The sequence below is a fragment of the Ruegeria alba genome (assembly GCF_022321465.1).
GTDB lineage: Bacteria > Pseudomonadota > Alphaproteobacteria > Rhodobacterales > Rhodobacteraceae > Ruegeria_B > Ruegeria_B alba.
In genome coordinates, this window is record NZ_JAKOEM010000027.1 from 1 (window position 1) to 25,611 (window position 25,611).

The 25,611-nt window shown below is 58.9% G+C and carries 16 protein-coding genes and 1 riboswitch; of the genes, 6 read left to right on the plus strand and 10 right to left on the minus strand.

The window, feature by feature from the left end:
* Positions 1-91 precede the first annotated feature (91 nt).
* Both MB818_RS19720 and MB818_RS19725 read right to left on the minus strand, forming a co-directional pair.
* Positions 92-1,375, minus strand: coding sequence for a D-amino acid dehydrogenase (locus MB818_RS19720; protein WP_238906135.1), 1,284 nt, complete (start codon positions 1,373-1,375; stop codon positions 92-94).
* A gap of 98 nt (positions 1,376-1,473) precedes the next feature.
* Positions 1,474-1,558, minus strand: a riboswitch (glycine riboswitch).
* Positions 1,559-1,607: 49 nt separating this feature from the next.
* Entirely contained in the window at positions 1,608-2,096 is a 489-nt protein-coding gene (locus MB818_RS19725) for a MarR family winged helix-turn-helix transcriptional regulator (RefSeq protein ID WP_234217365.1), read from the minus strand.
* 145 nt (positions 2,097-2,241) lie between these two features.
* Between MB818_RS19725 and MB818_RS19730 the strand changes: the two genes are divergently transcribed.
* Genes MB818_RS19730 through MB818_RS19745 form a run of 4 tightly spaced genes read left to right on the plus strand, consistent with a single transcriptional unit; the run spans position 2,242 to position 6,359 of the window.
* Positions 2,242-3,432, plus strand: coding sequence for a M20 metallopeptidase family protein (locus tag MB818_RS19730; protein WP_238906136.1), 1,191 nt, complete (start codon positions 2,242-2,244; stop codon positions 3,430-3,432).
* 28 nt (positions 3,433-3,460) lie between these two features.
* Complete coding sequence (locus MB818_RS19735; RefSeq protein ID WP_234217367.1) at positions 3,461-4,513, plus strand: TRAP transporter substrate-binding protein; 1,053 nt, start codon at positions 3,461-3,463, stop codon at positions 4,511-4,513.
* 56 nt (positions 4,514-4,569) lie between these two features.
* A complete protein-coding gene (locus tag MB818_RS19740) occupies positions 4,570-5,070 on the plus strand; it encodes a TRAP transporter small permease (protein ID WP_234145940.1) in 501 nt (166 codons plus the stop codon).
* Positions 5,067-6,359 carry a TRAP transporter large permease gene (locus MB818_RS19745; protein WP_234217368.1) on the plus strand — a complete coding sequence of 431 codons (1,293 nt, stop codon included), beginning with the start codon at positions 5,067-5,069 and terminating at the stop codon, positions 6,357-6,359. The genes MB818_RS19740 and MB818_RS19745 overlap by 4 nt, the downstream gene beginning before the upstream one ends.
* Before the next feature lie 774 nt (positions 6,360-7,133).
* On the opposite strand, the gene MB818_RS19750 is transcribed toward MB818_RS19745, so the two are convergent.
* From MB818_RS19750 to MB818_RS19765, 4 genes are all read right to left on the minus strand, one after another.
* Positions 7,134-7,916 (minus strand): 2OG-Fe(II) oxygenase family protein, encoded by a 783-nt coding sequence (locus tag MB818_RS19750; protein WP_238906137.1) that lies wholly within the window; start codon positions 7,914-7,916, stop codon positions 7,134-7,136.
* A 212-nt stretch (positions 7,917-8,128) separates the two neighbouring features.
* Positions 8,129-9,241 (minus strand): radical SAM protein, encoded by a 1,113-nt coding sequence (locus tag MB818_RS19755; RefSeq protein WP_238906138.1) that lies wholly within the window; start codon positions 9,239-9,241, stop codon positions 8,129-8,131.
* A gap of 5 nt (positions 9,242-9,246) precedes the next feature.
* A complete protein-coding gene (locus tag MB818_RS19760) occupies positions 9,247-9,420 on the minus strand; it encodes a hypothetical protein (protein ID WP_238906139.1) in 174 nt (57 codons plus the stop codon).
* 142 nt (positions 9,421-9,562) lie between these two features.
* Positions 9,563-11,002, minus strand: coding sequence for a DUF6880 family protein (locus tag MB818_RS19765; RefSeq protein WP_238906140.1), 1,440 nt, complete (start codon positions 11,000-11,002; stop codon positions 9,563-9,565).
* Positions 11,003-11,220: 218 nt separating this feature from the next.
* Here MB818_RS19765 and MB818_RS19770 point away from each other — a divergent pair, with 218 nt between their 5' ends.
* Positions 11,221-12,375, plus strand: coding sequence for a tyrosine-type recombinase/integrase (locus MB818_RS19770; protein ID WP_238906142.1), 1,155 nt, complete (start codon positions 11,221-11,223; stop codon positions 12,373-12,375).
* A gap of 298 nt (positions 12,376-12,673) precedes the next feature.
* Positions 12,674-17,377: a DEAD/DEAH box helicase gene (locus MB818_RS19775; RefSeq protein ID WP_238906145.1), complete on the plus strand. Its 4,704-nt coding sequence runs from the start codon at positions 12,674-12,676 to the stop codon at positions 17,375-17,377.
* 107 nt (positions 17,378-17,484) lie between these two features.
* On the opposite strand, the gene MB818_RS19780 is transcribed toward MB818_RS19775, so the two are convergent.
* Genes MB818_RS19780 through MB818_RS19795 form a run of 4 tightly spaced genes read right to left on the minus strand, consistent with a single transcriptional unit; the run spans position 17,485 to position 25,490 of the window.
* Entirely contained in the window at positions 17,485-19,104 is a 1,620-nt protein-coding gene (locus tag MB818_RS19780; RefSeq protein ID WP_238906147.1) for a hypothetical protein, read from the minus strand.
* Complete coding sequence (locus MB818_RS19785; protein ID WP_238906148.1) at positions 19,101-20,390, minus strand: AAA family ATPase; 1,290 nt, start codon at positions 20,388-20,390, stop codon at positions 19,101-19,103. Before MB818_RS19785 ends, MB818_RS19780 begins: the two co-directional genes overlap by 4 nt.
* Before the next feature lie 2 nt (positions 20,391-20,392).
* On the minus strand, positions 20,393-22,255 hold the full coding sequence (gene drmB, locus MB818_RS19790; RefSeq protein ID WP_238906149.1) for a DUF1998 domain-containing protein: 1,863 nt from the start codon (positions 22,253-22,255) through the stop codon (positions 20,393-20,395).
* The gene (locus tag MB818_RS19795; RefSeq protein ID WP_238906150.1) at positions 22,233-25,490 is read right to left on the minus strand and encodes a hypothetical protein; all 3,258 of its coding nucleotides are present in this window, start codon (positions 25,488-25,490) and stop codon (positions 22,233-22,235) included. The genes drmB and MB818_RS19795 overlap by 23 nt, the downstream gene beginning before the upstream one ends.
* Positions 25,491-25,611 lie beyond the last annotated feature (121 nt).

A 25,611-nucleotide genomic window follows, 5' to 3' on the forward strand; every position in this document is an offset into this window, starting at 1 on the left:
AGATAATCCGACACCCGCACCGGCGTACGACGGATATACGGCGCGATCCGATCATGCGCACAAAGCATGTCCTCGTAACTCGGGATATACATCACACCGCTCCTTGCGCTTGCAACGGAACCGTTGCACCTGAGGTCACGGCACCAGCACTGTTGACAGTCCGAGACTCCGCAACCTTTTCGGCCACCATTTCGGCGGTAACCGCGGACAGGGTCCAGCCAAGATGCCCGTGCCCGGTATTGTAGAACACCCGGTCGCGAACACCCTGCCCCACCTTGGGCATCATGTTCGGCATCATCGGTCGCAGTCCTGCCCATGGGATGGCGTGTTCGGTGCTCACACCGGGGAAGAACCGTTCGCACCACTTCACCAGCGGGCGTACCCGGTCGTCCCGAATGTCGAGGTTATACCCATTGAACTCCGCCGTGCCAGCGATGCGGAAACGGTCTTTGCCCAGGCGGCTGGTCACGACCTTCGCCTCGTCATCGAGCAAGCTGATCCAGGGCGCAGACTGCTGGCTTTCCTCGTCATCGAGGCGAACGGTGATCGAATAGCCCTTGACCGGATAGACGTTCACCCGGTCGCCAAGCTGCGCCGCAAGGCCACGGCTTTCGACACCCGCACAAACGACGATGGCATCGAAGGTTTCGGTCTGACTTTCGTTGTTCCGGCTCCAGGTCAGGCGGACTTCGTTCTTGTCGACCTTCAGCGCGTCGACATCGGTGCCAAAGCGCAAAACCGCCCCACCCCGTTCGATGGATTTGGCAAGACCCGTCGTGTAGCGGTGAATGTCGCCGGTGAAATCGCTTTCGGTGTAGTAACCACCGTAGAAATCGCCGCCCAGTGCGGGTTCGATCTGGCGGACTTCCTCGGGCGCCACCGCGCGGCGCTCCAGCCCACCCTCAGCCAGCAGCTTGTTGACCTCGGTCGCGTGGTCGAATTCGGCCTTGTCTGTATAGATGTGCAAGATACCGCGATCTTCACAGTCGAAATCAAATCCATGACGCTCCGCCTTTTCCCGTAGCAGACCCCGCGCAGCAATCGCCATACGGGTCGTCTCGACAGTGTTCGTCCGGTATTGCGGGATCGACGCCACGAACTCGGCCATCCAGCTATACTTGTGCCAGCTCGGCCTGGGGTTGACGAGAAGCGGTGCGCCCCGCGTCATCATCCATTTCATGCCCTTGAAAACCGTGGACCAGCGGTTCCAGGTTTCGGCATTCGATGCCGACAACTGTCCGCCGTTGGCGAACGACGTCTGCATCGCGGCATACCGATTGTGATCGAACAAGGTGACATCATAGCCCCTGTCCATCAGGCTTGATGCTGTAGTTACGCCGGTAATTCCGGCGCCGATTACGGCAATTCTGGTCATGGCATCCTCCCGCGACCCAAGGTTTCGTCCTGCCGGATGACAGGTCCAATCCCCTCTGTCGCGGGATGCGGAGGCTCCACAGCGCGCTTCAGATCGCCGCGCTTGTCACAGTCCTTTTGCCTGAGAGGTTCCGGGGGGTTGCTCCTTCGGCGCCGAGTTATCGGCCTCTCCTGTGACAGCTTGGTAGGCTGCAGAAGGTCTAAATCGAATTTAGTTTCACGTCAAGACTATTTTAAGTTGCTTCTTTTTGCAGTTCTTTGGCGAGAGCATCTCGGTAGTCTTCAGAGGTCACCCAGGCCCCAAGACGGGCAAGGATTTCGTTGAACGCCCGCATCTCCTGAGCGGAGAGCGGGTCCGTCAGGATCACCTCTAGCCGATCAGACAAACGGCGCGCCACTTGGCGAACCTCCTTGCCCTTTGGCGTTGTGGAGAGCAGGAACACCCGCGCGTCTTCGCTTGAATTCTCTCGCTCGATCAGACCGGCGCCGATCAAATTCTGGATGATTCTCGAGGTCAAACTTCTGTCAAACCCGGTTATTTTCGCGATTTCTGCGAAAGTTGTGCCCGGCCGATCATCGATCAAACGCAACACACGCAGATCGCGTATCCGGCATCCCGTCTCTCTCAGGAATATCTCGTCATTGGCCTGAATCGCTTCTTGGGCGACGATGTTCAATCTGTACGTCAGGCGTTCGTTCTTGAAAGTCTTGTCGGTCTGCACGATCCGCTTCTCCTGTAGTCGATACCAAAAAAGTATCACGTCTTACCCTGATTTCTACACGAAATAGTCTTAACAAGAAACCATCTTGCCGGAAAAGTATCTCCGCGCAATATTCTCACACTGAGATAAATTGGAGCCCGCGAAGATGTTTCCCGCCTGGTACGAGACTCACCGCAAAACGTCGCAAGACTGGCTGCAGACCCTGCATCGCCACCCCGAAATCGGCTTCGAAGAAGTGCGGACGGCGGCCTTTGTCGCGGCACGGCTGACCGAGCTCGGTTACAGTGTAGCAACTGGCATCGGCGGCACGGGCGTCGTCGGGACCATGCATGGTCAAGATGCGTCACCTGCTGCACCCGGACGTTGCATCGCCTTTCGGGCAGAACTCGATGCCCTTCCGATGCAGGAAAAAGCCACGGTCGGCTACGCCTCCGAAGTTCCCGCCCGGTTTCACGGCTGCGGGCATGACGGACACATGGTCACCGCACTGACCGCCGCCGCCTATCTCGCGACACATCGCGACTTCGACGGCACAATTCGCTTCATCTTCCAGCCTGCCGAGGAACTCCTGACCGGTGCACGCGCGATGATCGCAGATGGCCTCTTCGAGCGGTTCCCCTGTGACGAGATCTACGCCTTGCACAACTCGCCGGACCTTCCCGCCGGTCAGGTCGGCGTGCCGGCGACAGCGGCGCTGTCCTCTGCGGACAACATTGATATCACGATCCGGGCGCAGGGTGCGCATGGGTCGATGCCGCATACCGGGCAGGACGCCATCGCGGCCGCCGCACATCTGATCTCGTCTGTTCAGCAGGCCGCCACTCGGAGTTTCGATGCACGCCATACCGGGGTGATTTCCTTTGGTCTGATCAAAGGCGGTACGGCCCGCAACATCCTGCCCGATACCGTTCGGATCGAAGGGACCATGCGCACGACGGCGACCGAGGTGCGCGATACGCTGGCCGATTTGCTGCAAGACGCGGTGCGCGCGACCGAGCTGCTCTTTGGCGTTCTCATCGAGATCGACGTGAGCAGCATGGTGCCCGTCACGCTGAACAATCCCGCCTGCGTCGCCGCGGCCGTGGCTGCGGCAACGCGTGTCGTCGGGTCAGAGCGCGTCACCGAGAACGCCCGCAGCCTCATGGCGTCCGAGGATTTCTCCGAGCTCTCGGCCATTGTCCCGGGTGCATATTTCTTCATCGGACAAGGCGGCTATGCCCCTCACCACCCGGAATTCGTCTTCGACGCGGAAATCATTCCTGTCGGAGCCGCCATCTTTGCCGATCTGGCAAAGCTCCGCACGAGCGCAACGCTCAACTCTCACCAACTGACCTGAACCAGATATCATCCTAGGGAGGATCCAGATGATCACCTTCACCAAGTCCATGCTCACCGGCGCTGTCGCCGCAACCGCAATGATGGCGGCGACGATGGCCAGCGCCGAGACGCTCACCATGTCGTCCTGGGTGCCGCCGACCCACTTTGTGCACACCGACTTCCTTGTGCCCTTCACCGAGAAGGTCGCAGAAGCCACGGAAGGCCGCGTCAACGTCGTGATCCTGCCCGCCCCTCTGGCCAGCCCGCCGCAGCATTGGGAACTGGCCCGCAACGGTGTGGCCGACATCACCTGGGGCAACTTCACCTATGAGCCCGAGCGCTTCGTTTCGATGTGGTTTGCCGAGTTCCCGAATGCCGGAACCAATGCCGAAGCTCAAAGCCGGGCACTGTGGCAGACCTATGAGGCCTATCTTGCCGACAACGCGGCTTTCGCCGGCGTGAAGATGCTTGCTGTCGGCATGTTCGGCGGCGGCCAGTTGCACCACGGCTCCAAGACCGTGACCTCGCCCGAGGATGTGGCCAACGTCAAGTTCCGCATGGGCGGGCCGATCCAGGAAAAACTGTTGACCTCGCTGGGCGCGGTTCCGGTGGCCGCACCGGCTACCAAGGCTTACGAGATGCTGGAAAGCGGCGTCATCGACGGGTCGCTTCACACCATGGAGTCGGTGGTCAACTTCCGCCTCGAAGACAGCCTCGAGCATCACACCATCTTCCCGAACGGCTTCTACGACGCGACCTTCTTCGTCATCATGAACGGCGCCAAGTGGGATGGGTTGGCTGACCAGGACAAAGCCGCGATCGAAGGCATCATCGGCGAAGAACTCTCTGCCGCATGGGGCAAGAACTTCGATCTGCAGAACCCCGCCGCCACCGAAAAGCTGGGCGCGGCCGGTCATGAGATCGTGGAAGCCTCTCCCGAACTGATCGCGGCGGTGGATACCATCTACGACACGATGGTTGCTGACTGGGTAGAGGCCGCCAAGGCCGCTGGCGTTGCCGACCCGCAGGCCATGCTGACCTTCTACAACGACACGTATGAGGCGCTTGCAACCGAATCCGCAGCGTCTGCATCGAACTAAACCGCGCAACGTGGACCGGTTTGCCGGTCCCCGTCTTTTTGGGAGGAGACAGGATCATGCTGTCCATGGCATGGAAAATCCGCCGGGGAGTTGAAACAGTCATGGCACTGTTCCTTCTGGCAATGGTCGCACTGACCTTCGCAGACGTCATAGGCCGCCGCATCGTCGGCAAGCCGATCTACGGGGCCAATGACATCACAGAGCATCTGATGGCACTGGTTGTTTTTGCCGGCCTTCCTTTGGTGACCGCTGCTGGGGCGCACCTGACAATCGACCTGCTCGACAAGCTTGTGAACAAGCCCTGGATGGCGTGGTGGCGCGTGCTGATCAGCGTGATGGTGACCACGGTGCTGGCTCTTGTCGCTTGGCTCTTCATCAAGCACGGACTGAACGCGTCGCGCATCTCGGAAGTCAGCCAGGCTCTCCGTGTCCCACGTGGCCCGCTCTATTTCTACATGGCCGCAAGCTGCGCCCTCTCGGCGCTGGCCGCCCTGGCCATCGCATTTACCGGGCCGATGGTCGATCCCGAAGACACCCACGAGGAGGAAGCGCTATGATTGTCGGCTCCATTGCAATGCTCGCGGCCATTGTTCTGGCCTTTCTGCGGGTTCCCCTCGCGTTTTCCCTGCTCGCGGTCTCTGTGGCCGGGATCGGGTTTGCCATCAACTGGAACATCGCGCTGCAACTCTTGCCGCTGACGATTTCCGATGCGGTCCTGTCCTACGATCTGGCCGTCGTGCCGATGTTCATCCTGATGGGGAATGTGATCTCGAAAACCGGCATCGCCCACGATCTGTTCCGCGCGGCCTATGCCTTTGTCGGAAATGTCCGTGGCGGGCTGGCGCTCTCGACCATGGTCGCCTGTTCGGGGTTCTCGGCGGTCTGCGGCTCAAGCTACGCCACCGCGGCCACCATGGCCAAGGTCGCCTATCCCAGCATGAAGAAGTACAAGTATTCCGATGAGCTGGCCTCCGGCACCATTGCCGCGGGCGGCACGCTGGGCATCCTGATCCCGCCCTCGATCATCATGGTGGTCTACGGCATCCTGACCCAGACCAATATCGGGGACCTGTTCATCGCCGGCGTCGTTCCCGGACTCCTGGGTCTTGCATTCTACATGCTGGCCATCCGCCTCGTGGCGGCCCTCGATCCCAGCCATGCTCCGCAAGGCGAGAAGACCCCTTGGCCGGAAAAGATCCGGACGCTTGCCGGTGTCTGGCCCTTTCTGCTGCTCTTCGGGCTGATCATCGGCGGCCTCTATGCAAAGCTCTTTACCCCGACCGAAGCCGCCGGCATGGGCGCCGGGCTGGCAATCCTCATCGCGACCTTCCACGGCAAGCTCACTTGGGCCGTGTTGCGCGCCATAGTCGTCGACACTGCCTATACCTCTGTCTCGCTCTACACCGTACTGTTCGGCGCACTCATGCTGTCCAAGCTCCTGACCCTTTCTGGGCTGGCATCTGGTGTTTTGAGCCTGGTGCAGTCTACTGGCCTGGAGGGCACGGCGCTGATCCTGGCCATCATGTGCGTGTTCCTTGTGCTGGGCTGCGTGATGGACTCGATGGCGATCATCCTGATCTTCGTACCGCTTTTCGCGCCTATCGTCGTCGCTCAAGGGTTCGATCTGGTATGGTTCGGCATCATCGTTATCGTCGTGACGGAAATCGCACTGATCACACCGCCAGTGGGCATGAATGTCTTCGTCCTAAAAGCCGTTCTTCCAGACGTTCCCGTCGTGCGGATCTTCAAGGGACTCATCCCCTTCATCGCGGTCGATGTCGTCCGGCTTGCCATACTGATCGCGTTTCCTGCGATCACGCTTTGGCTGGGAAGCACCGTCGGATAGAGGCCGACTAGGCACAAAAACGAAGAGCGGCGGGCGAAGGAAATCCTCGCCCGCCGCTTTTTTTGTGCCGCATCTTCAGGGGCGCAGCAGGTCCGAAACATAGTTGGGCGCTTTCGGCACAAACCCGTTGGGATTGCCAATTGCGCCGTCTCGGGTACCTTTGAGACTTTGAACATTTCCACTGTGCCCGGCAGCGGACCATTAATGGAAGGAGGGAACACACGCGAGATCTGGATGATTACCTTCTAAGGTATGTCCGCATAACGCGCATTGCACCAGTTCAAACGGAGTGCAGCAAGTGACGCGATAGGCTCGAAGGAGCCATTAGCTGCAGCAGGCTCGAATGTCCGGACTTAGGCTTTGCGCAATCGGCCCGCGCTTTGCGTTGGGCTGCACGCTTATCCTTGCTGTTGCAGTTTTTCTGGCTGGTTGTTGATGTGGCGTTGATGTTGGCGCGCAAACGCAAACGCCACCCTTGAGGGAGGTGTGTAAGTACTTGATAACGCGTATTATTTTGGTTGCAGGAGTAGGATTTGAACCTACGACCTTCAGGTTATGAGTCGTGTCGAGCGAACCATGAACAATCACTCGGAGCCGCGAATTCTTGCGCAAATTCCAACACTTGCCGATCACGGCAAAGCGGCCCGGCTTCGCACGATCCGTCGGGATTGCGCAGCGTTTTTCGGCCTCGTGCTTCCACAATGCTTCCAACAGGCAACTAACAGATTCTCAGGAAGCAGCAGTTCAATCCAAAAGAGCGGCGCCGCCCTCGGCCTACTCTGACGCCGGCTCGGAGAAGATCGTTGCCGCGATAGCCGTACCACGGTCTACAGCGTGGCTAAGCCGATGACTGCCGTTAACCAGCACATACTCCCCTGTTACTTTCCGCACCAAAGCAATGGGAGGGATTCTTTCCAGCTCCGCAATCTTGGCCAGCCGCTCTGCGTCTGATCCTCGCGGCTGCTGCCCGCGCTCATCTACATTGCGTGATCCAGGCCTGCTGTAAGACAAGCCCTGAGGCGCATTCAGAAGCGTACCGCCCACGAAGTCATCGAATTCCTCTTTCCCTGAGAAAGCATGACGAGTGTATGGAGCATCGAATGCTCGCAGATCCAAGCCCATCACCTCAGCGTTATATTGGGCTTCACTGACGTCCGACTTGAAAGGGAAGGGGTACCAGCGAAGCCAAACGTCATTCTTGTACGGTGCTTGAGAACGCTTGAAGGTAAAGATTAGGCTATACCGTGCAGCCTCAGACTTAACCGGGGTAACAGCGTGAAAGGATCTCTCCGAGATCCCGAATAGGAAACCGTTGTTGTGCGATGGAAGCCAAGCGCCTTCGACGTCTCGCATGCTGCCACTCCGCAGAGTCAGCAGAATGCCGCCTTGCTCGATCGACCAGTGTTCGTTCAACGTGACTGTAAGCCGAAACTCCTCATCAAAATCATTCTCGTCTGTATGAGCCGCAATATAGTCTCCCTCGATCATCTTGTGAGCTGCAATATCAAAGTCTGCAGAAATCGATGCCCGGAAGAAATCCCCTACCGCATCTGCCATCTCTTGTCGGGCCGTGAGATCAAAGATTTTTTCAAAGGCGGGGTGGCCAGAAACGTTTCGCTCTCTTTGCCGATAAAACTCCCTTCGGGCCTCGTGCCAATCTAGCTCTCTTACAGACCTACTCAGCCCTTCATAGACTCGTTCCGGAAAAACCCGAGACATTGCAGAACCAAATGCCCCACGTTCGGGCAGAGTGACGAGGTATGGACAAATCATGTTAGCGCCCGCTCAAAAACACCAAAGACCTGCTTGTAGTCTGAGCAATAAACAGAGGGGTTGCGATACGATTCACCATCCCATCGGTGCTGCATGTAGCCGCCACCGCACTTGCCAAAATGCCGGCAGTTCTCACACTCTGGCGCAACATCATCTCTTGTGCGCAGGAAGTCCCTCAACTCTGCAGAGCATAAAGCTGCATCAATCCCAGCGCGAGAGATCTTGAAGCCGCCGGCGAAATCGGCCCCGCTCCGATTGATCCTCAGAGTATCAACCAACTTGATCTCTCCATTGGTGTCGACAGTGAGATCTACACGAACTTTGCCAGATGAGGGGCGAGGCAGTCCTTGTTTCTCAAGAAGCAGTCTCTCAATGATGTCGTCTAGCATCCTTACTCCGAAAGGACGACGATCCCTGCAATACAGAGCCGAAAAATCGAGCACCCATTTAGCCGCCTGACACGCGTCCAAGCTATCCATCATGGGTGGAAGAGACTGACGATCACCATCCGGAAGCAGAAGGTCATACTGGGGTGCACCAGCCCAGTGCATGAACTCCAATATGCGGTCGGGCGAGTTCTTCAGGTCGACGACCATCAATATCGAATCGAGCACTTGGGCGTCCCGAGCGCGCTCGATTGTCTCTCTGATCTTCCGGAACCTACTGGCTCCGCGTCTATCGACCCGGTGACGGTCGTTCTCTTCCTGGAGGCCATCGACCGATAGAGAGAACGACAGCGAAGACCTGTGTTTCTTAAGGATTGCTTCAAGAGTTGAGTTATATATCGTCCCGTTCGACTGGACCGTCATGCGTGCTCGGGGCGCCTGCTCCTCAATTCTCGTGACCAGGGAGTCAAAAGCCGCCAAACCGAACAGTAATGGCTCGCCGCCGTGAAATGCTACGAGGGGCGCACCTTCCTGCTGGGCGCACAGGAAAGTAACTGCGTCAATCAGCCCCTCAACAACCGCGTCCGGCATGCGAAACGGCATGCTCTCCCAAGAACGGTCCTGTCCATGATAGATATAGCAATAGTCGCAGTCGAGATTGCATCGGGATGCAATCTTAACGATCAGACTATCTATTTCGATCTCTTCCGAGCCCAATGGCACTCAGCTTACTTGCCGGTGCTCTTGTCGTAATGCCGATCGTAGCTGCCCTTAGGGCCACCACCACGATTGTAGGCTGTGAACAGCTTCGGATCGCCATATTTTTCAAGGCTCTCCGTCATGTCTTGCTCCGCCTTCTCAAGAAACTCCGGCGAGATCTTCAATTCAAAGTCTTCGGACATCAGCTTTTTCTCCTCTGCTCCGCGTCCACACTTCCAGTACAATGGCACCACGGCAGCAAGGTCGCCAAAGACATGGGGCCCGGTCAAGCCTCTTTCTTTGCCGCGCGCGCCTCGAACCTTACCAGAAGCTTCTGCACGACCATCAGGCGGCGGTCAGCGACCAGAAGCCGAACTTCCTGCCGTGTTCCTCCTTCAGCCGGGCGACGTAGACGTCATGCGTCTCGAACGCGCCAAAGTCTGGGATGTCGCGCGCGAGCCGGGCGCAGGAGACCAGGTGCTCGGCGGCATAGCGATACCGCTTCGCCCGGGATCTGGTGAGAGTGAAGTCGATCATTGCGCGGAGCACCAGCGTCGCGGCCAGCGGATGATACTCTGACAGGGCCTCCGCCGCGGGGACAAGATACTCGTAGTGATCCCCGTCGATCTCTTCGTGCCGGGCCACAAGGAGGTCTGCCGCACGATCCGGCGCCGGCCAGTCGAGGAAGAACTGCAGGGCGTGAAGAAGGCTCGGACAGGCCGTGGCGTGCGCCATCGCCCGCTCCTCGGCTTCGATGTCGTCGAAGTCGGGGAGCCGCTTGAGATAGGCCCGCAGGTAGCTGTCGGAGAGCGTGCGCTCGAAGCAGTCCCACCGGAACGCCTGCGCCTCCTCGCCACGACCCAGTGCCTCCAGCGTCTGCAGGCGAATGTCCTGCCAGGCCAGTGGAACCCGCAAGCCATCGCCGAGCTCCGCGCGCTCGAGGAACCCCAGCGCCTCGCCTGCCCTGCCGGCCGCGAGCAGACGCTGCGCGATTTCCGCCGCGATCTGCGGCAGCTTGCGGGTCTTTGGATCGTACTGAGCGATAAAGCCGTCGACGTCGCCCTGCGCATCGGCGATGTCCTTGAGCGCCATGGAGACCGTGCTCTCGCGTTCGCGCGCCCGCATCTCGTGCTCGTAGGTGGTGCCGCCCGGGCCCCAGCCCACCGCCTTCCATTGATCCTTTGGCGGCACCTGCACAGGCGAGCGGCCGAGGTCCTCGGCCAGCGATTTCAGGGCCGCCAGCCCCTCGTCGCCGAGCGCCGGGGTCATGATGCCGATCAGGCCGTCATACTGGCCATAGCCGTTGTCCTGAAGCGCATCGAGAACAGTGCCGGCGAGCGCCTGCGGATCCGGCCGGACCTTCGCGGCGAGTTGACCCAGATCGGCGCAGGCTTGGTGGAAGATGCCGATGACGGTGCCGCTGGAATCGTCGCAGCGCTCGAATACGGGCGTGGCGAGAGCCATGAACCGCCACATGAGCGCCAGCGCCTCGTCCGGATCGGCGGGCGCGATCTGCTCGACGATGGCGCGACGCTGGGTTTCGAGATCCGTGACCAGCGCCTTGCGGTTCTTCCAAGTGATGAAGCTGCGGGCGCGGGCGATGCTGGTCAGTCGCTTGGTGATCTCCCGCGCAGCCTCCTTCGGACTCTGGGCACCCGCCAGCGCGAGCCGCAGCTTGCGCTTGGCCGCCGCGTTGCCGGTACTGACCTCGATCAGCAGTTGCGCCAAGCGCTCGGCGCCAAGCGCTTCGAGGTTCTTGGCATTGAGGGTGGTCTTGGAAGCCATCGGATCGCCAGTTTCTTTTTCCCGAACCTATCAGTGGTCCGTAGGGTCTGGAACCTGCTTTCTGATTCGCTGGGCACGTCGGCACCCCGCACCAGCGCACCGTAGCGTCTTACGCGGGAACACTCGAATTTTCCTTTTTCTTCGCGATTTCAATGTGCTCGTTGACTGTCGCCTGCGCTTCAGCACTGTGGAATGGAGAAAAAACACCGAAGACCACCATGCCCAAGATCACCAAACGCCTCGTCGACGCCGCGGAACTCCGCCCCGCCGAATACTTCCTCTGGGACAGCGAGATCCCTGGCTTCGGGCTGCGCGTGCTGCCGAGCGGGCGTAAGGGCTACGTCGTCCAGTATCGCGCCGGACGCCGATCCCGACGAATCAGCCTCGGGCCCAGCACGGTCCTGACCTGCGAGCAGGCGCGCAACCGCGCCATCGCCATCGTTGCCGCCGCACGCAATGGCGAGGACCCCGCCGCCGAGCGGGACGCGGGACGCAAGGCGATCACGTTAAAGGAGTTGGCCAAGCGGTTCGACAAGGAGCACATCGCGATCCGAGTGAAGGCGAGCACGGCCAAGGAATATCGCCGGAACCTGGAACGCTTCATCCTGCCCGCACTCGGACAGCTGACGGTCACGGGCATCACCCGGGCGGACGTGGCGAAGTTCCATCACGACCTCCGCCAAATCCCCTATCAGGCGAACCGTTGCCTCGAAGTGGTCTCGAAAATGTTCAGCCTCGCCGAGATGTGGGGGTTGCGTCCAGACGGCACCAATCCGCGAAAGCACATCCGAAAGTACCCGGAAGAGAAGCGCGAGCGCTTTCTCAGTGCGGCGGAACTGCGCCGGATCGGCGAGGTGCTGCGCGAGATGGAGGCGGAGGGGATTGAACTGCCCTCGGCGATTCTCGCCGCCCGGCTGCTAATCCTGACCGGCTGCCGGCTGAACGAGATCATGACGTTGAAGTGGGCATACGTTGATCTGGCCGAGCGCGTCCTGCGCTTGCCGGATTCCAAGTCCGGCGCCAAGGTCGTCCATCTTGGACTACCCGCCGTCGAAGAGCTCCGCGATGCCCGGCGCATCGAAGGCAACCCATGGGTCATCACCGGCACCCTGCCGGGCAAGCGACTGAGCGATCTACAGCCCTTCTGGCAACGCGTCCGCGCCCGCGCGGGAGTGAAAGACGTGCGCATCCACGACCTACGCCACACCTTCGCATCGACGGCCGTAGCCTCGGGTCAGGGACTTCCGATGATCGGCAAGCTACTTGGTCACACGCAGGTCCAGACCACGGCCCGTTATGCCCACCTTGCTGCCGAGCCAGTGCGGATGGCGGCGGATGAGGTGGCGCAGAACCTGCGACAATCATTGGGCTGATTTATTAAAATTCGAACGCCGCCTCAGTGCCACATTCTGAGATCAGGATGGAGTGGGACTGGAATCCAACGCGATCCACCCCAAGTTATTGTTTTGTAGATAACATATGCCCCCCAGGCATCCGCAATTCCCACTTTAGGCGCGGTTTCGCGCTTTTGACCTGCCCCGCCACTCAAGGGAGGCGACGCTCGCCTAAGCTGTTGCCGCCCCCCATCTCTCGCGGCTAGTCTCGCAAGAATGGTGAGAGAGTGCGGGAACAGCCTACGCAGATGTTTCCATTAAGGTATTTGAGGCGTGCATGGATGTTCGAAAACAGGAATCGGATTTAGAGCAACTGGCAGAGTTCGTTCATGACGAATGCCAGAAACGCCTTAAGGCCTACGAAGCACAACCACGGGACGCGGCCGAACATTTCGAGACCGAGAACGAAGTCCTGTCAGGCGGATACGCCTATCGTCAGTTGTACGAACTGGTGCAGAACGCTGCCGACGCGATCCTGGAGGCCGCGGAGCCCCAAGGGCGGATCCATGTCCGTCTCTCCTCCAGTCGGCTAGAGGCCGCCAATACTGGAGCCGCCTTGGACGAACCAGGAATTGTGGCGCTTCTGAACGCGCGCAGCTCCCCCAAGCGCGGCAACCAGATCGGCAGATTTGGGATAGGTTTTAAGTCACTGCTCAAGTTGGGCGGTCGTGTCGACCTGACGTCCAGATCTGTAGGACTGCGCTTCGACCCCGAAGCCTGCCGTGAGCGGATTCGTCAACATCTAGGGTTGGACAAAGATGCCCCCGCACCGGGCATGCGGCTTGCCGAGGTGCTGGATCCCGCAGCCGAGAGTAGCCCGCTATCGAAATCGAGCAGGTGGAACTGGGCAACGACCGTCGTTTCAGCTGAAATCGCAGATGAGGCCGCGTTCGAGCGACTTAGCCAGGAAATAGCAGATTTCCCCGCCGAGTTCCTACTGTTCCTGCCCTCGGCAATCTCCCTCGAGCTGGAAGTGGAAGGTGCTGCAACCCGTCTTCTGACCAAGCGGCTTGAAGGCGGGCTCGCAGTTGTCAGCGACGGAACGAACGAGGCCCGGTGGAAGGTCTTCGAGACATCAGTCCACGTCGACAGCCCAGCCGCGCGCTCTGATGCAACTCACATCCAGGCAAGGGAACAGGTCCCGCTGTCCTGGGCGGTACCGGTCGGGGGGCGCGAACAAGCTGGGCGCTTCTGGGCGTTCTTCCCCACCGAGACGCAAAGCCGCACCTCGGGCATCCTCAACGCACCGTGGAAACTCAACAGCGACAGAACCAACCTGATCCGAGGACCCTGGAACGAAGCGATCATGCAGGCCGCTGCCGATCTGATAAGTGGCTCTCTAACCGCGCTGTCCACACCCGAGGATTCCGGGGCCGCCGTAAGTGCGTTCCCGCGTCAACCGGAACGGCAGGACGAAATCGCCGTGCCCCTCATCCGGTCCCTCTGGGACCAGATCGTTTCGTCTGAAGTCTTGCCTAACGTGAATGGCATCCCGCGCGGTGCGAGCCAGCTCTTGCGGCATTTTGTTGAGGACACGGAGATCTGCAGATCGTGGGCTGGCCTTGCGAGTGCGGAGGCGCGGGACCGTTACCTGCATCCGGACTGCTATTCGACCGAGGCAAGGCTATCGCGGTTGAATGCCCTCGTCACGGAAGCAAAGCGCCGGGACATGCAGGTCCTGGCGAAGTCGCCCGCCGATAAATGGCTCGACTGTATTGCGAACACAGACCTCGCTTTGGCGAGACAGGCCCTCGCGTTCGTTGGCAGCCTCTTGCGGGAGCCATACGAGTGCCGACTGTACAGCGTCCCAGAAGCACGACTGATACCAACCGCCGATGGACGTCTGGCCACTCCTTCAGAGGCGGTTATCGTTTCGGGATCAGAGCCACCTGCAGGCTTTCTTGCAGTTGCTGAGGAAATTGCTTCGGACGAGGAATCCCGAGAAATCCTGGTCAATGAGATGCATGTCACCGAGCTGGCATCTGCATCGTGGTCCGACATTCTCGAAGCCTCGCTGACGACCGCGAAGGAATCCGATGGGCCGGAAGACTGGGAGAACTTCTGGCACAACATCGCCTCTGCACCACAGGAAGCGAGGCAGGAATACATCGATGAGCTGGATCTGGAGCGCATCAAGTTCCGCGCAGTATCCGGGAAGTGGACAAGCCGGAGCCTGTTGATCGTACGGGAGACTCTATCGGGATTTCCCGAGGATCACGTCATGGATCCACAATTTCGGCGGCAGATCGAAACCACGGCCCCACCGGACTGGCTGTCGGAATTTCCCAGTATCGAGGAATCCGTGGATCGAGACGATCCGGTTTTCAAGGACTACCTCCGCTTATTGAGTCCCGGCTTCAATGAGATTTGCAGGGCGCACTCCGGAAGCACGCCGCGATACTTACCCAAGATCTCGAGCTACTCGATCCGCATGCCGTCAGGGTGGCGGCTGCTTCCGGTGCTGCCTACGGCGAGTTCCGCACAGCTGAGTCGGATGCTGCTAGGTGAGATCGCGCAATTTGCCGAAAATGCGTCTAAGGTGACGATCATACATCCGACACGTGCGGACGCCTACCCGAAGGTGACGGCACCGCATCCGGCCTATTTCTGGCTGACGGAGCATGGACGCATACTCGTCGGCAACCTCGTAGTGCCGCTAAATTGCATCCCCCCCGAACTTGCTGACATCTTGGCTGAGGCTGAAGTCCAGGGGTTCAAGGCTGTTGAAGGGTTTCTCCGCGCCAGAGATGCTGAGACGGATTTGGGATCTCGCTTCGCCTGGCGCAGGGCCAAACTCACGCGCGAGGCAACCGCGCGTTTCTGGGAGCAAGTCTTCAATTCAGTTTCGGAAAGAAAACGGGATTTCAAGGCCCTGCGGCCGGTGTGGGAGATGGCACATGCTGACGGTGCCATTCCAGCCGCCTTGCCCAGCGCCGACGGCGCTCTCCCGCTGTCGGAAATCTATGTGACCGCCGATGAGAGCGTCGGGCACGATCTCGACGATGGCAGGATAATCTTGTTGTTCGAGGATGTGGCTTCGGCATGGGTGGCAGCCGGCGCGATGGAGCTTGGCACCGGGCCGTCGATGTCATTCGAGAAGCGTCTATCGGCGCCGTCGCACCTCCTCGATCTTTTCCCGGAGTTGGCTGCAGCGCAGGAAGACTTTGAGATGCTGAGGACGATCCCGGCCGTCTGGGTCAGCGGCCTTGAAGAAAGTGTCGGGCCTTTCAGGCGAGCGGTGACAGTCGGAATGGACGCCGACGGCGCATTCCTCATCGATCGTGAGCAATTTGGCAGTCGCGGCTGGAAGGAAGGTGTCGAACTATTGCTTCGCTGCCTCGCGCGCCATGGGATCATTCAGGGTGGCGCAGATCTGGAAGAAATCCTTTCCCGAATAATGGATCGCAGGTCAGACGAGGCGCGAACGGCAGTTCGAGATGAGAAGTCGCTTGAGCTCAGATTGCTAAAAGCGATTGGTGGTGACATCGAGACCCTGCTCGGAACTCTGACCCCTGCTACCCGTCACGCCGTGGAGAATCATGTCGATCCGGAGGACCTCGCCCGGTTGGCGCTGGCAGTCCACGGACCGACGTTGCTCAGCAGGCTGAGAGACGCACTTGAGCTTCGTGGGCTTGCGCCTCCCAAACGTTGGGGTGGCGAGCAAGCTCGGGTCTTTGTGCAAGAGCTTGGCTTTCCGATCGAGTTTGCCGCCTCGGTCGGAGGCCGCCGAGATGCAGAGCTGTCCGTCAGTGGGCCAATTCACCTGCCACCACTCCACGATTACCAGGAAGACATCCTGACTAGCATAGGCTCGCTTCTCAACACAGGCGCAGGTCGCCGCCGAGCTGTGGTCAGCCTGCCCACAGGCAGCGGCAAGACGCGCGTCGCTGCTGAGGCTGTCGTGCGGCTGGTCTTGCAGGGCGATGGGCGTCGAACTGCACTCTGGATAGCTCAGACCGATGAGCTGTGCGAGCAGGCAGTCCAGTGCTTTCGCCAGCTCTGGGTCAATGTGGGCGAGCCCGGCGAAGACCTCCGCATCGTGCGGCTATGGGGCGGCCAGCGAAACCCTTCGCCGCCGGAAGGCGATGAACCAACCGTAGTAATTGCGAGCATCCAGACCTTGAACAGCCGTAGTGGTCGTTCCGAACTGGCATGGGTCGCCCAATCCGGGATCATCATCATCGATGAGTGCCATCACGCGATAACCTCGAGCTACACGGATCTTTTGCGTTGGCTCGATGTTCAAGTCGGCGGCGAGCGCGCGCGCGAACGTGAAGCGCCCGTTCTGGGTCTAAGTGCTACGCCATGGCGCGGGTACAATGAGGACGAGTCCGAACGGCTTGCGGCGCGCTTTGACCGTCGCTGGTTTCCGTCCGACCAGGCTGGCCTTCACGATAAGCTCTCCGAGATGGGCGTGCTCGCGGGCCGAAGCTATCGCCCACTTCGCTACAACAGGCCGATTACACTGACCGAGCGCGAACAGCAGCACGTCGATACCTTTGGAGAGCTTCCCGACAGCGTCGTGGACCGGATGGGCGAAGATTCCGACCGGAATGATCTGATCATCGATGCCATCGTGAACAGCAAGGCGGAGTCCATCCTCCTGTTCGCCAACTCTGTCGCACACGCGCAGTACCTTGCGGCGAGACTACATCTTGCAGGTTGCCCTGCTGCCGCTGTCAGCGGTCAGACGGACCGGCTTGCGCGGCAGCATTTCACACGACGGTTCCGCGCCGGCGATCTACGGGTAATCTGCAATCACAGCGTCCTGACGACCGGCTTCGATGCCCCAAAGGCCGACATGGTCCTGATCTCAAGACCGGTCTTCAGCCCCGTCCTGTACATGCAGATGGTGGGCCGCGGTCTTCGGGGACCAGCCAACGGTGGAACCGATCATTGTGAAATAGTGACTGTCGAAGACAACATCATCAATTTCAGAGATCGACTCGCATATCACTTCTGCCGTCGCTTCTTCGATTGACTCGAGATGATGGAGAGCCCAACTGCGTCAAGCATCTGCAACGACGCGTGCTCCGGAAGGTGAGGGATTCCCTCCGTGGTCTCCCACGATCGTCATGGACAACGATCCTAAGCCTTCAAGCGCCGCCCCTTTGGCTTGCTCCCTCCCAGCTCTGAAGATATTTGGAGCAATCGCTCAACATGGAAATTGAGCTCATCGCGATCCAATGTCGCGAGCGGCAAACTTGCCATCGCGACAACTTCCTCGGCCTCACCAACTTGTCGCAGCGCAACCGTGGTGGCGTTTACCCAGGCAGCCGACATAAGCTTCTTGAGCGAAGCAACGGTGGGGCGAGCGCCCAACCTTGCGATCGGAAGTACGAGGTTGACGATTGGGTCCTGCATTGTCGACTGGGAGCAGTCCTCGACTACGATGAACTCGCCCCTTGTGCTGCTCGGTCGAATTCCGATCTGCCCCGAGTCGCTTTTCACTTCGACCTTGTAGCCGGCCTCCTGAATTCTGGCTTTTAACATGACCATGTAGGCCGGTGGCTCGACCAGCCGTTCGAGTACCATGTTGCCAGCTACCTTGATGGTTTGGTGGCGTGTCAAATCACTGCCTGTTCGGGATGTCTCAATCTCGACATGCACCGGATCGCCGGCTAGAACTCGTTCTCCTATTTCGAGTACAGCATCCATTCTCGACGCAGGCGACTTAAGTTTGCCATCGATTCGCGAAAGCCCGGCGAAGGCATAAACGGCTGCGGTAACCAATGCTCGCACCCGCGGCCCAGCTCCGAGGTTGTTTTCGAGTTCTTCCAATCCCGCAGGATCGTGGGACAGGATAACAGCAAGCGCCGCTCGGCGGCCAATCTTCTCACCGTCTGTTAGGCTAGGAATGTCAATCTCGGCGTCGATTACCTTCTGGCATCCACGTACCCAGGAATCCACTTCCGGACCGTGACCTGCCGAGCGTTCTTCAACATCCGCGATGAACTCACGCCGATCGAAGCCCCGCTTGCCAAAGCGCGACCGCAACGCTCCGATTGTCGCGGTCCAGATCCCGACGTCGGCTTGGGAGGAGCCAGGTTCGAGCGCAAGCAAGAGATTTCGCCCATTTTCTGTCACACCCGTACCTGGCTCACGAAGAAATTTGTAGATCGCTTCGTCTAAGGTATTATCCGCCAATAGCTGGACGACCCCAGCAGCAAACCCACCAAAAAAATCTAGGTCGCATCTTTGCTCAGTGCGATCGACTGGCATTTCTTGTAGGTCTCTCGGGCGCTCGTCTACTTCGCGAACCGGCCAATTCGTGGATAGTTCGACGACATTGACGGGAACGTCAGGAAACGCATCGTAGGATGCATTGAAGTTCGCAAGGGAAGCCTCGTCCTTAAAATAAACCGACTGCAGTTTAGTTATCCTTGACGGGCCATCGAGCATTTCCAAACATCCGGCATCCGGAACTTCTTTTCCTGTTCTTTCGAAGCTGAGCAGGACCCGATCTCCTGGTTCACCTTCTGCAATCGCCCAAGCTGGAACCTCGCAGCTAAATCCGAGCAGGTTGTTGCCAACGTGCGCTTGAAGATCTCGTGCCGCATCGGCTTTCAAAGACCCTCCAACGTATCCGGATGCTAACGCCAGGGCGAAATTGTCCGCATGTATGGGCACGAGGAATTCCCAGCGCGCGATCTTGCCTTCGCTATTAGTTTCAAGATCGAACTCGAGTTCGCGTGTGTTGTCCGTCACTCGGCTGCCTCCACGTCTTTGAAACCATCGTTAGCCTCAATGGCATCCTCAAACACCGTGATGCTTTTTTCGAGCGGTCCTAGCCCGACGTACCTGCAAAGCTTCTCACTCGGCCGGGGAAGAAGACAGATAGAGTCCGGCGGATGGGCCTTCGGATCGATATCACGAAATGCAATGTAGAGTTCCGAACGGGCGCGGGAACTCATGACGTAGAGCGCCATCCGCTCGTTGAGAAAACCAGAGGTATCGACGCTCATCGCTTCCATACCAAGGAAGAAAACTATGTCAAACTCCAGGCCCTTTGCGGACTGGGCGTGAAGGAACGTGATCGTGTTGCTACTCTCAAAGTCTAGTGCATCTTCGGTATGTGTGGCGTGACGACTTACGTACATTTGCAGTCGCGGCGGCTTGGGCAAGTCGTCGACTCGCATCTTCACCTGGTTGTAGGCGCGCTGGACGTCCTTTTTACTGCCGTAGACGATAACACCGACTTGCTTTCCCGGATTAATCTTAGCCTTACGAGCAATGAAGTCCGCGATATCGCGGTCGTTCGCCGCGAAGATCACTTGCGGTTTCTCGCCGTCGGCATCGGGTAGCTCGGCAATGCCGCTCTCGTTGCCGACCTGGAAGTACTTGGCGAACTCGGCGATAGGCCGAGTGTTGCGAAAGTTCTTTTTGAGGGTGAAGACCCGATCGGCCGTTGCACCGAAGAAGAGATAGTCCTTGATATCCTTAATCCGGCTGTTCCGATCAGCCTGAAGTCGCTGGTTATCGTCGGCGAATACCGTTACATGCGCCGCGGTCCCGAGCGCTTCCAACTGCTTCAGCATCATTCCGAGCGCCATGTACATTTCGGGCGGGAAGTCTTGCCCTTCATCAATGATGAGATGTCCCCAGATGAAGCTTCGGCTGGCTCCTTTCTGGAAGGCGTTGAGAGCCCTAGCGCAAATCTGGTTCCAATCGTGGGCCCACCGGTCGCCTGCAACCGTAGGCGGCCAATAGCCCGTCGCTCGCTTCCACCATTTTCCAGCCCAGACGTGCATCGTGCTCACGCTGACATCCGGCGCCACGTTCGATCGGGTGGAGGTGTACTTAGCCAGAACCTTGTTATACATTATAACATGCGGATCTTGCCCAAGTTTACCGAGCTTCTGGGCACGGTGAAAAGCCATGACTGTCTTTCCAGTGCCGGGCGGCCCCAAGACTAGGATTGCCCCGTCGGCCGGAGCATCGCCGTAAATGCGACGCTGCTCTCGATCGAGATCACTTAGGGAGGGGAACCGCATCTTTAGTCCTCCAGGACCTTGTTAAAATACCCTACCGGCTCTGTTACACCGCGACCATTCTTGCGCCCGTCCCCGGACACTAGGATACGATCGAGGAGCACGTTTGAAACGGTGCAGCTCGTCTCCGCGACAAGCGAGCAGGCATGGCAAGCAGCGCGGTTCAAACCGTCTACCCCCTGGGCATCAAGTTCGCGACAAACCGGGTCTCCCGAACACCATTGGCTGCGCGATACCGCCCGGTAAATGACCTCTTCGAGCCTTTCCGGCGCTCCCATCTCGCTCAGGCCTCCCATCGATCCCTCTGCGTCAGAGTCTGCCGTGTAGATTAAAAGACCGGCATACGGGTCGGAGTCGGTCCCACAGTAGATTCGCTCTCTTAGCGAAGTTGAGGAATAGCCACAGTCGAAGGACAGCTGGTTCAGGAGTAAGTGTGCGAAACTGTGGACCATGACGAAGGTCGGGTTGGCGTTGAAACCCATGCGCCCCGGCAATCCGAGAGTCTCGGCGCTCAGCAGGTGTGAACGAGTAAACTCTTCGATTTCCTCTTCGTTCTTTTTTCTCCAAGCGGCTATCGCTGAGTTGGAAAACTCCAAGAAGATTCCCTCGCCTAGCACCATCATGGCAGGCAACCAGTCAGGTTGCTGCCGTCCTAGCGAAGGAGAGATCATCGCGTGCTTCGCCGAGACATTCCGACGCTGGAAACCCCTAAATGCCCGGACCTCACGGAGCCGCTCGACCCTGACGAAGCGCTCGAAAAGCTCGTCGAGACCGAAACGGGCAGTCGGCTGCTCCGGGCGAGTAATGAGCCAACGAGTTTCCTGTCCCTTTGGGTTCGCAAGGACAGGGAACTCCTGGTCGAGAATGCTTTGCTGGCTGATCTCGTCCGCAGGTGCAACATCTGCCGTTTCAGTCGGGTTTGCTCCAAGGTCGGCTTCGAAACAAGCCAAGGCGTCCTCGAAACTGATGCCTACCTCGTGTGCGCGAGCTTCCAGGCTTGGACGGCTTGCCTGGATCGCCAGCGACGTGTCACCTCCTTGCAAGCCAGCAAGCAACCTCGCCGTTTGCAAGGTGTTCTGGTAGATCGCATCGGACCGAAGTTTCTCCCAGCTGTCTTTCTGCGTGTCACCGTCGATATCGAGTGCGGAGATCACGGAAGCGTAGTGGAGCGAGCTTGACCCGCGAGGCTCCATGTAGAGTGGTTTCGGTGCGCCGGGGTTCTTCTTGTTCTCCGGGTCGATGCATGTCGAAGCTTGCTCCCCGGGTTGATACCCGCGACATTTCTGCGGTAGCGGGCCGTCAGCGATCCCTTCCAAGTTCCCAGACGATCCGCAGCTACAGCGGATTTCCATACTCGAAAAATCACCGCCGCTCTTGCCGGTTACCTCGAAGTACAACCTTGACGTTTGGCGGCTGCAAGCGCCGTGTTTCGCGGGCTCGTGTCGCCGGTGGGCCCACCAATACCAATCGATCTCGTCGAGATGTCCGTTGTCGCAGGCGGCAACGAACCTCATGGGGACCAGGCGGGCATTCTTGCACTTGCCCCCGTCACAGGTCGGTCTAGGAAGACTGCCGTCTTCCATGAGGTTTTCACGGTCCTTGTTCTGCGTCCACCGAGTCATTTTCCGACACTCCGGGCAGAAGTGCCAATGTGGAAAGCGCAATATTGCAACCGATTCCGTGGGCTTCCTGAGCTGGCGGGGCCGAAGCCAATCGGTAAGCGATCCAACTTCGATCTTCTCGAGATTGTAACCCTTTGCCCAACTGCCCGTACCACGAACGAAGAAAGACTGGCCGTCGATCTCGCACAGGGAGCCTACACCGAAGGGGCTTATTAGCTGCGCGCTACGAATTGTTAGCTTGGGCAAGTGCCTTGTCCTCCAGCGTGATTTCCTTGTCGACGTGCCTCATGGACTGCAGCGTGTGCCAACCTGCCCCGTCAATCTTCTTGTTGCCGTAACGAACAAGCAAGTGCGCGCGTTTCTGATTGCTAGCGAAAGTGTACTGGAGCCCCTCTACGGAGTTTGCCCATCCAGCCCACTCCGAGACCTTTTCGGCCAACTTCGCCGAAATGCGATCCCTTTCTTCTGCTTCCCGAGGCCCATCATAGGCCCTTAGCAAGCGCTCTTCGAGACGCCCGATCATGGTGGCAACAGGCTGCTCAGAGGGATCAAACAGATTGGCGGCCGAGTTTCTTCTAAGTTTGGTCCCGTGGCGTATGACCGTTACCAGTGCTGCATGGAGTCCCCTTTCAATTGCCGGCAAAGCTCCTGGGGTCACACTGGTCGGCTCAACGAAGCTGTAGAAGCGCTCGTGGTAGTCACGGAAAGACTCGTAATGCGAGCGGTCCCTGGGCTTGCTGGGTGAATAGGCAGCCAAGACGAGGCCGGGAACTACGCCGCGTCCGACCCGGCTCGTTGCCTGGATATATTCTGCGCTGAGCTTGGGTTGACCGTTCACCATCATCATGCCAAGGCGATCGATATCGACACCCACGGAAATGATGTTGGTACAAGGGACCACGTCTATCGCGGGTTGCTCTGGCCTATGGCGCCGCGCCAGCAGTTGTCTAGCTCTCGGGACTGGTGTCTCAGCGTGCGCTTTCAGCTCAAGGACCTGGAAGTTCGATGGCCTTTCCACGGTCTCGTTCGACGCGTAGACTTTCATGCGGGTCGGAATCTCGTCTCTCGTTGCGTTGACGATGCGCCCAAGTTCGCGCTTGCTGTTGTGATAGGCGACAAGAGTCCAGTAAGAGTCCGCTTCGTTCGCGGTCAGTTCGCTTTCTTCCACGAGTTCGTAAGTCGCCTGGAGCAAAGTTGCCATCGTCCACGAGGCAGCTACCGTCGACCGCAGCCCCTGCGCCATGACGCCGGCGTAGAGCCTGGACCTCTCCCTGTTGCCCGTGTCGAGCTTCGAGAAGAAAGAGTCCTCCGCGCGCAAACCAGGCGATGGGAATACCATCGAGGGCTTGCCGTAGATCCTGCGACATTGGACCGAGGCGTTCCTGATGGTTGCCGTGGACGCGATCACCTTCGGGGGCTTTCCCCCTGTCGCCATAAGCGTCTCGAACGCTGCCTCGTAGATGCCTGCTAGTGTCCCGAGCGGCCCCGAGATCAAGTGCAACTCATCTTGGATCACGAGCGAAGGTGGCGACGACTTCATACCTCGTCCCAGCAGGACTCCACCGTTCTCTTTCCAAGGTATCATCGCAAATTTATCAATGGTCCCGAGAAGAAACGACGGCGGTGCGCGAAGCAGCTGCTCGTCGATGAAGTAAACGGGAAGACCCGAGTGGAAAAAACAATCTTCCTCCGGGCATCTCGTGGTGAAGCTGTTGGCCGTCGCCAAGAAGCCGTAATAGGCTTCGTCAGGACTGCCATCCGGCCTTACCTTCTTTTCTTCCGGAACGAGCAGCGTTCCGCACGACGGGCAACTCTCGATGGGGAATGGATTCGCGTCGCGAGGCTGGCTAGAATCGAATAACTCCTGCGTCATCGAAAGGGCCCCATCTTGGCTGCCCGCGAATGTATTCGGACTAACTTCGCCACCAACGAAAAGACCGATCGAGAATTCTTCCTCGCCAACGGATGAATCGCCGGAAGCGGCCAATTCCCGCCTGATCATTTCCATGGCACAGATGACGCCAGCCGTGCGTTGAAATTGGTCGGCAGTCAAGAAGCGGTAGGTGTAGCGGTTGATTACCCCAGTCCCGCCGCCCGATTTCCCTTCGACGATCCGCCTTCTGAAGAGCTCGAAGGCGGACACGAACAAGTAAGCCTCAGTCTTGCCGCCGCCAGTTGCGAACCAGATAACATCGACCAAATCACGATCGGGAAGTGTCTCTCCCGCGAGGGACGGAAGCACTAGGAGAAAGAACGCGAGCTGGAACGGACGCCACTGGGCGGGATTCGCAAAGTAATCGATCGTGCCTGTCTCGGCCTTTCCGAGCGCGAACGGCCCCTGAAGTCTATCTTCGCGTCCACGTCCCGTCGCGCGTTCAGCATGGGACATCGACATGAGCATCGCGCGGTTCGCGAGCATGAAGCAACGCGCGATTTCCTCGTTGCTTTCCAGGATACGAATGCCGTCCTTCATGCGAACAGCACTTCGCTCACAGCGACCGATCATTCTCGCGGCATCGTCTTTTAACTCGGCATCGACTGGTGTCGCGGACTGGGACGCAATCCATTCCTCGTAGAATTCGATGAGTTTCGTCAGCCGCCTGACCAGTTCAGGACCAGCAAGGCCTCCACTGGCCAGGGAAGCGATCCGAAACAAATCCTCGTCCTCGAAGGAAAGTTGTTCGCCCTCTCTATTGATTGACAAGTTATCGAAAACCGGTCTCCAAACGTGGGCAGTGGGAAGGGCATCGGTCTTAACCCATTTGCAGCAGCCGTTCTCGAGGCTCCAGTCAGTCGCGACTCCGTGCCCGACGGCGTAAGGACGTTGCTCCCCGTAGATAACACGGAGTTCGCGTTCCTCGTCCGTTGGCGGCACGTACCGGGCCGCCGGGTACTTCAAAATTTGACCCTCGACGGGCTCCGCGCGAATTGACACTTGGTATAACGTATACTCGCTCGATCTCGCGTTCTTCGCCTCGTGCGCGTTGGACACGCTTACGGTTAGGAGGATATTGCCGCTCGGCAAGGTTCGCGACAGCACTTCCAACGCCGCATGACCCTCGAGAATGAGCTTCTTTTCCATTCCGGTCGCATCAACAATCTGCGACGAAGGGTCCAACTCGCGGCGTTGCCATCGCTCTGCGGCCCTGCCTCCCCGTTTCCCTGCATTCGTCTCAACCGTGGCAACTGAAGCTGTGTCGCGTTCTCCGGTTGGTGTCGCCTGCTTGGCAACATCAAGACTTACGGGCCCTTCGTTCGGCTGGATAGCGTCGTAAATAGCTGCTTGCACCGTTATTTGCACCTTGCCACCAGAAGAAATGCACAGCGACATTCCCATGGAGGCCGGAAGCACAGCGCTCGACATGCTAAGCGGGTCATCCGAGTCCTCTTCCGACGCATCCTCGGCCTCATCGCCACCCAGGTCGGGTGAAGCTCTCTCGGCGCGCGGGAAGAGCATCCCTTGCATGTAGGCTAGGCTCATGCGCCCCTCGATGACCTCGTCCGCGTGCGTTCCGCTCGGCCCAGGCACCCCAAGACCAGGACCAATTAGCCGATCCCGTGTTTCGCGGAGGATTTTATCCCTACCAAGCATTCAGCGTCCT

Bases quoted from the DNA above. Each gene is read 5' to 3' on its own strand.
- MB818_RS19735 (WP_234217367.1), top strand. From the start codon at position 3,461: ATGATCACCTTCACCAAGTCCATGCTCACCGGCGCTGTCGCCGCAACC.
- MB818_RS19745 (WP_234217368.1), top strand. From the start codon at position 5,067: ATGATTGTCGGCTCCATTGCAATGCTCGCGGCCATTGTTCTGGCCTTT.
- MB818_RS19770 (WP_238906142.1), top strand. From the start codon at position 11,221: ATGCCCAAGATCACCAAACGCCTCGTCGACGCCGCGGAACTCCGCCCC.
- MB818_RS19740 (WP_234145940.1), top strand. From the start codon at position 4,570: ATGCTGTCCATGGCATGGAAAATCCGCCGGGGAGTTGAAACAGTCATG.
- MB818_RS19785 (WP_238906148.1), bottom strand. From the start codon at position 20,390: ATGCGGTTCCCCTCCCTAAGTGATCTCGATCGAGAGCAGCGTCGCATT.
- MB818_RS19750 (WP_238906137.1), bottom strand. From the start codon at position 7,916: ATGGCAGATGCGGTAGGGGATTTCTTCCGGGCATCGATTTCTGCAGAC.
- MB818_RS19720 (WP_238906135.1), bottom strand. From the start codon at position 1,375: ATGACCAGAATTGCCGTAATCGGCGCCGGAATTACCGGCGTAACTACA.
- MB818_RS19760 (WP_238906139.1), bottom strand. From the start codon at position 9,420: ATGTCCGAAGACTTTGAATTGAAGATCTCGCCGGAGTTTCTTGAGAAG.
- MB818_RS19775 (WP_238906145.1), top strand. From the start codon at position 12,674: ATGGATGTTCGAAAACAGGAATCGGATTTAGAGCAACTGGCAGAGTTC.
- MB818_RS19765 (WP_238906140.1), bottom strand. From the start codon at position 11,002: ATGGCTTCCAAGACCACCCTCAATGCCAAGAACCTCGAAGCGCTTGGC.
- MB818_RS19730 (WP_238906136.1), top strand. From the start codon at position 2,242: ATGTTTCCCGCCTGGTACGAGACTCACCGCAAAACGTCGCAAGACTGG.
- MB818_RS19795 (WP_238906150.1), bottom strand. From the start codon at position 25,490: ATGAGCCTAGCCTACATGCAAGGGATGCTCTTCCCGCGCGCCGAGAGA.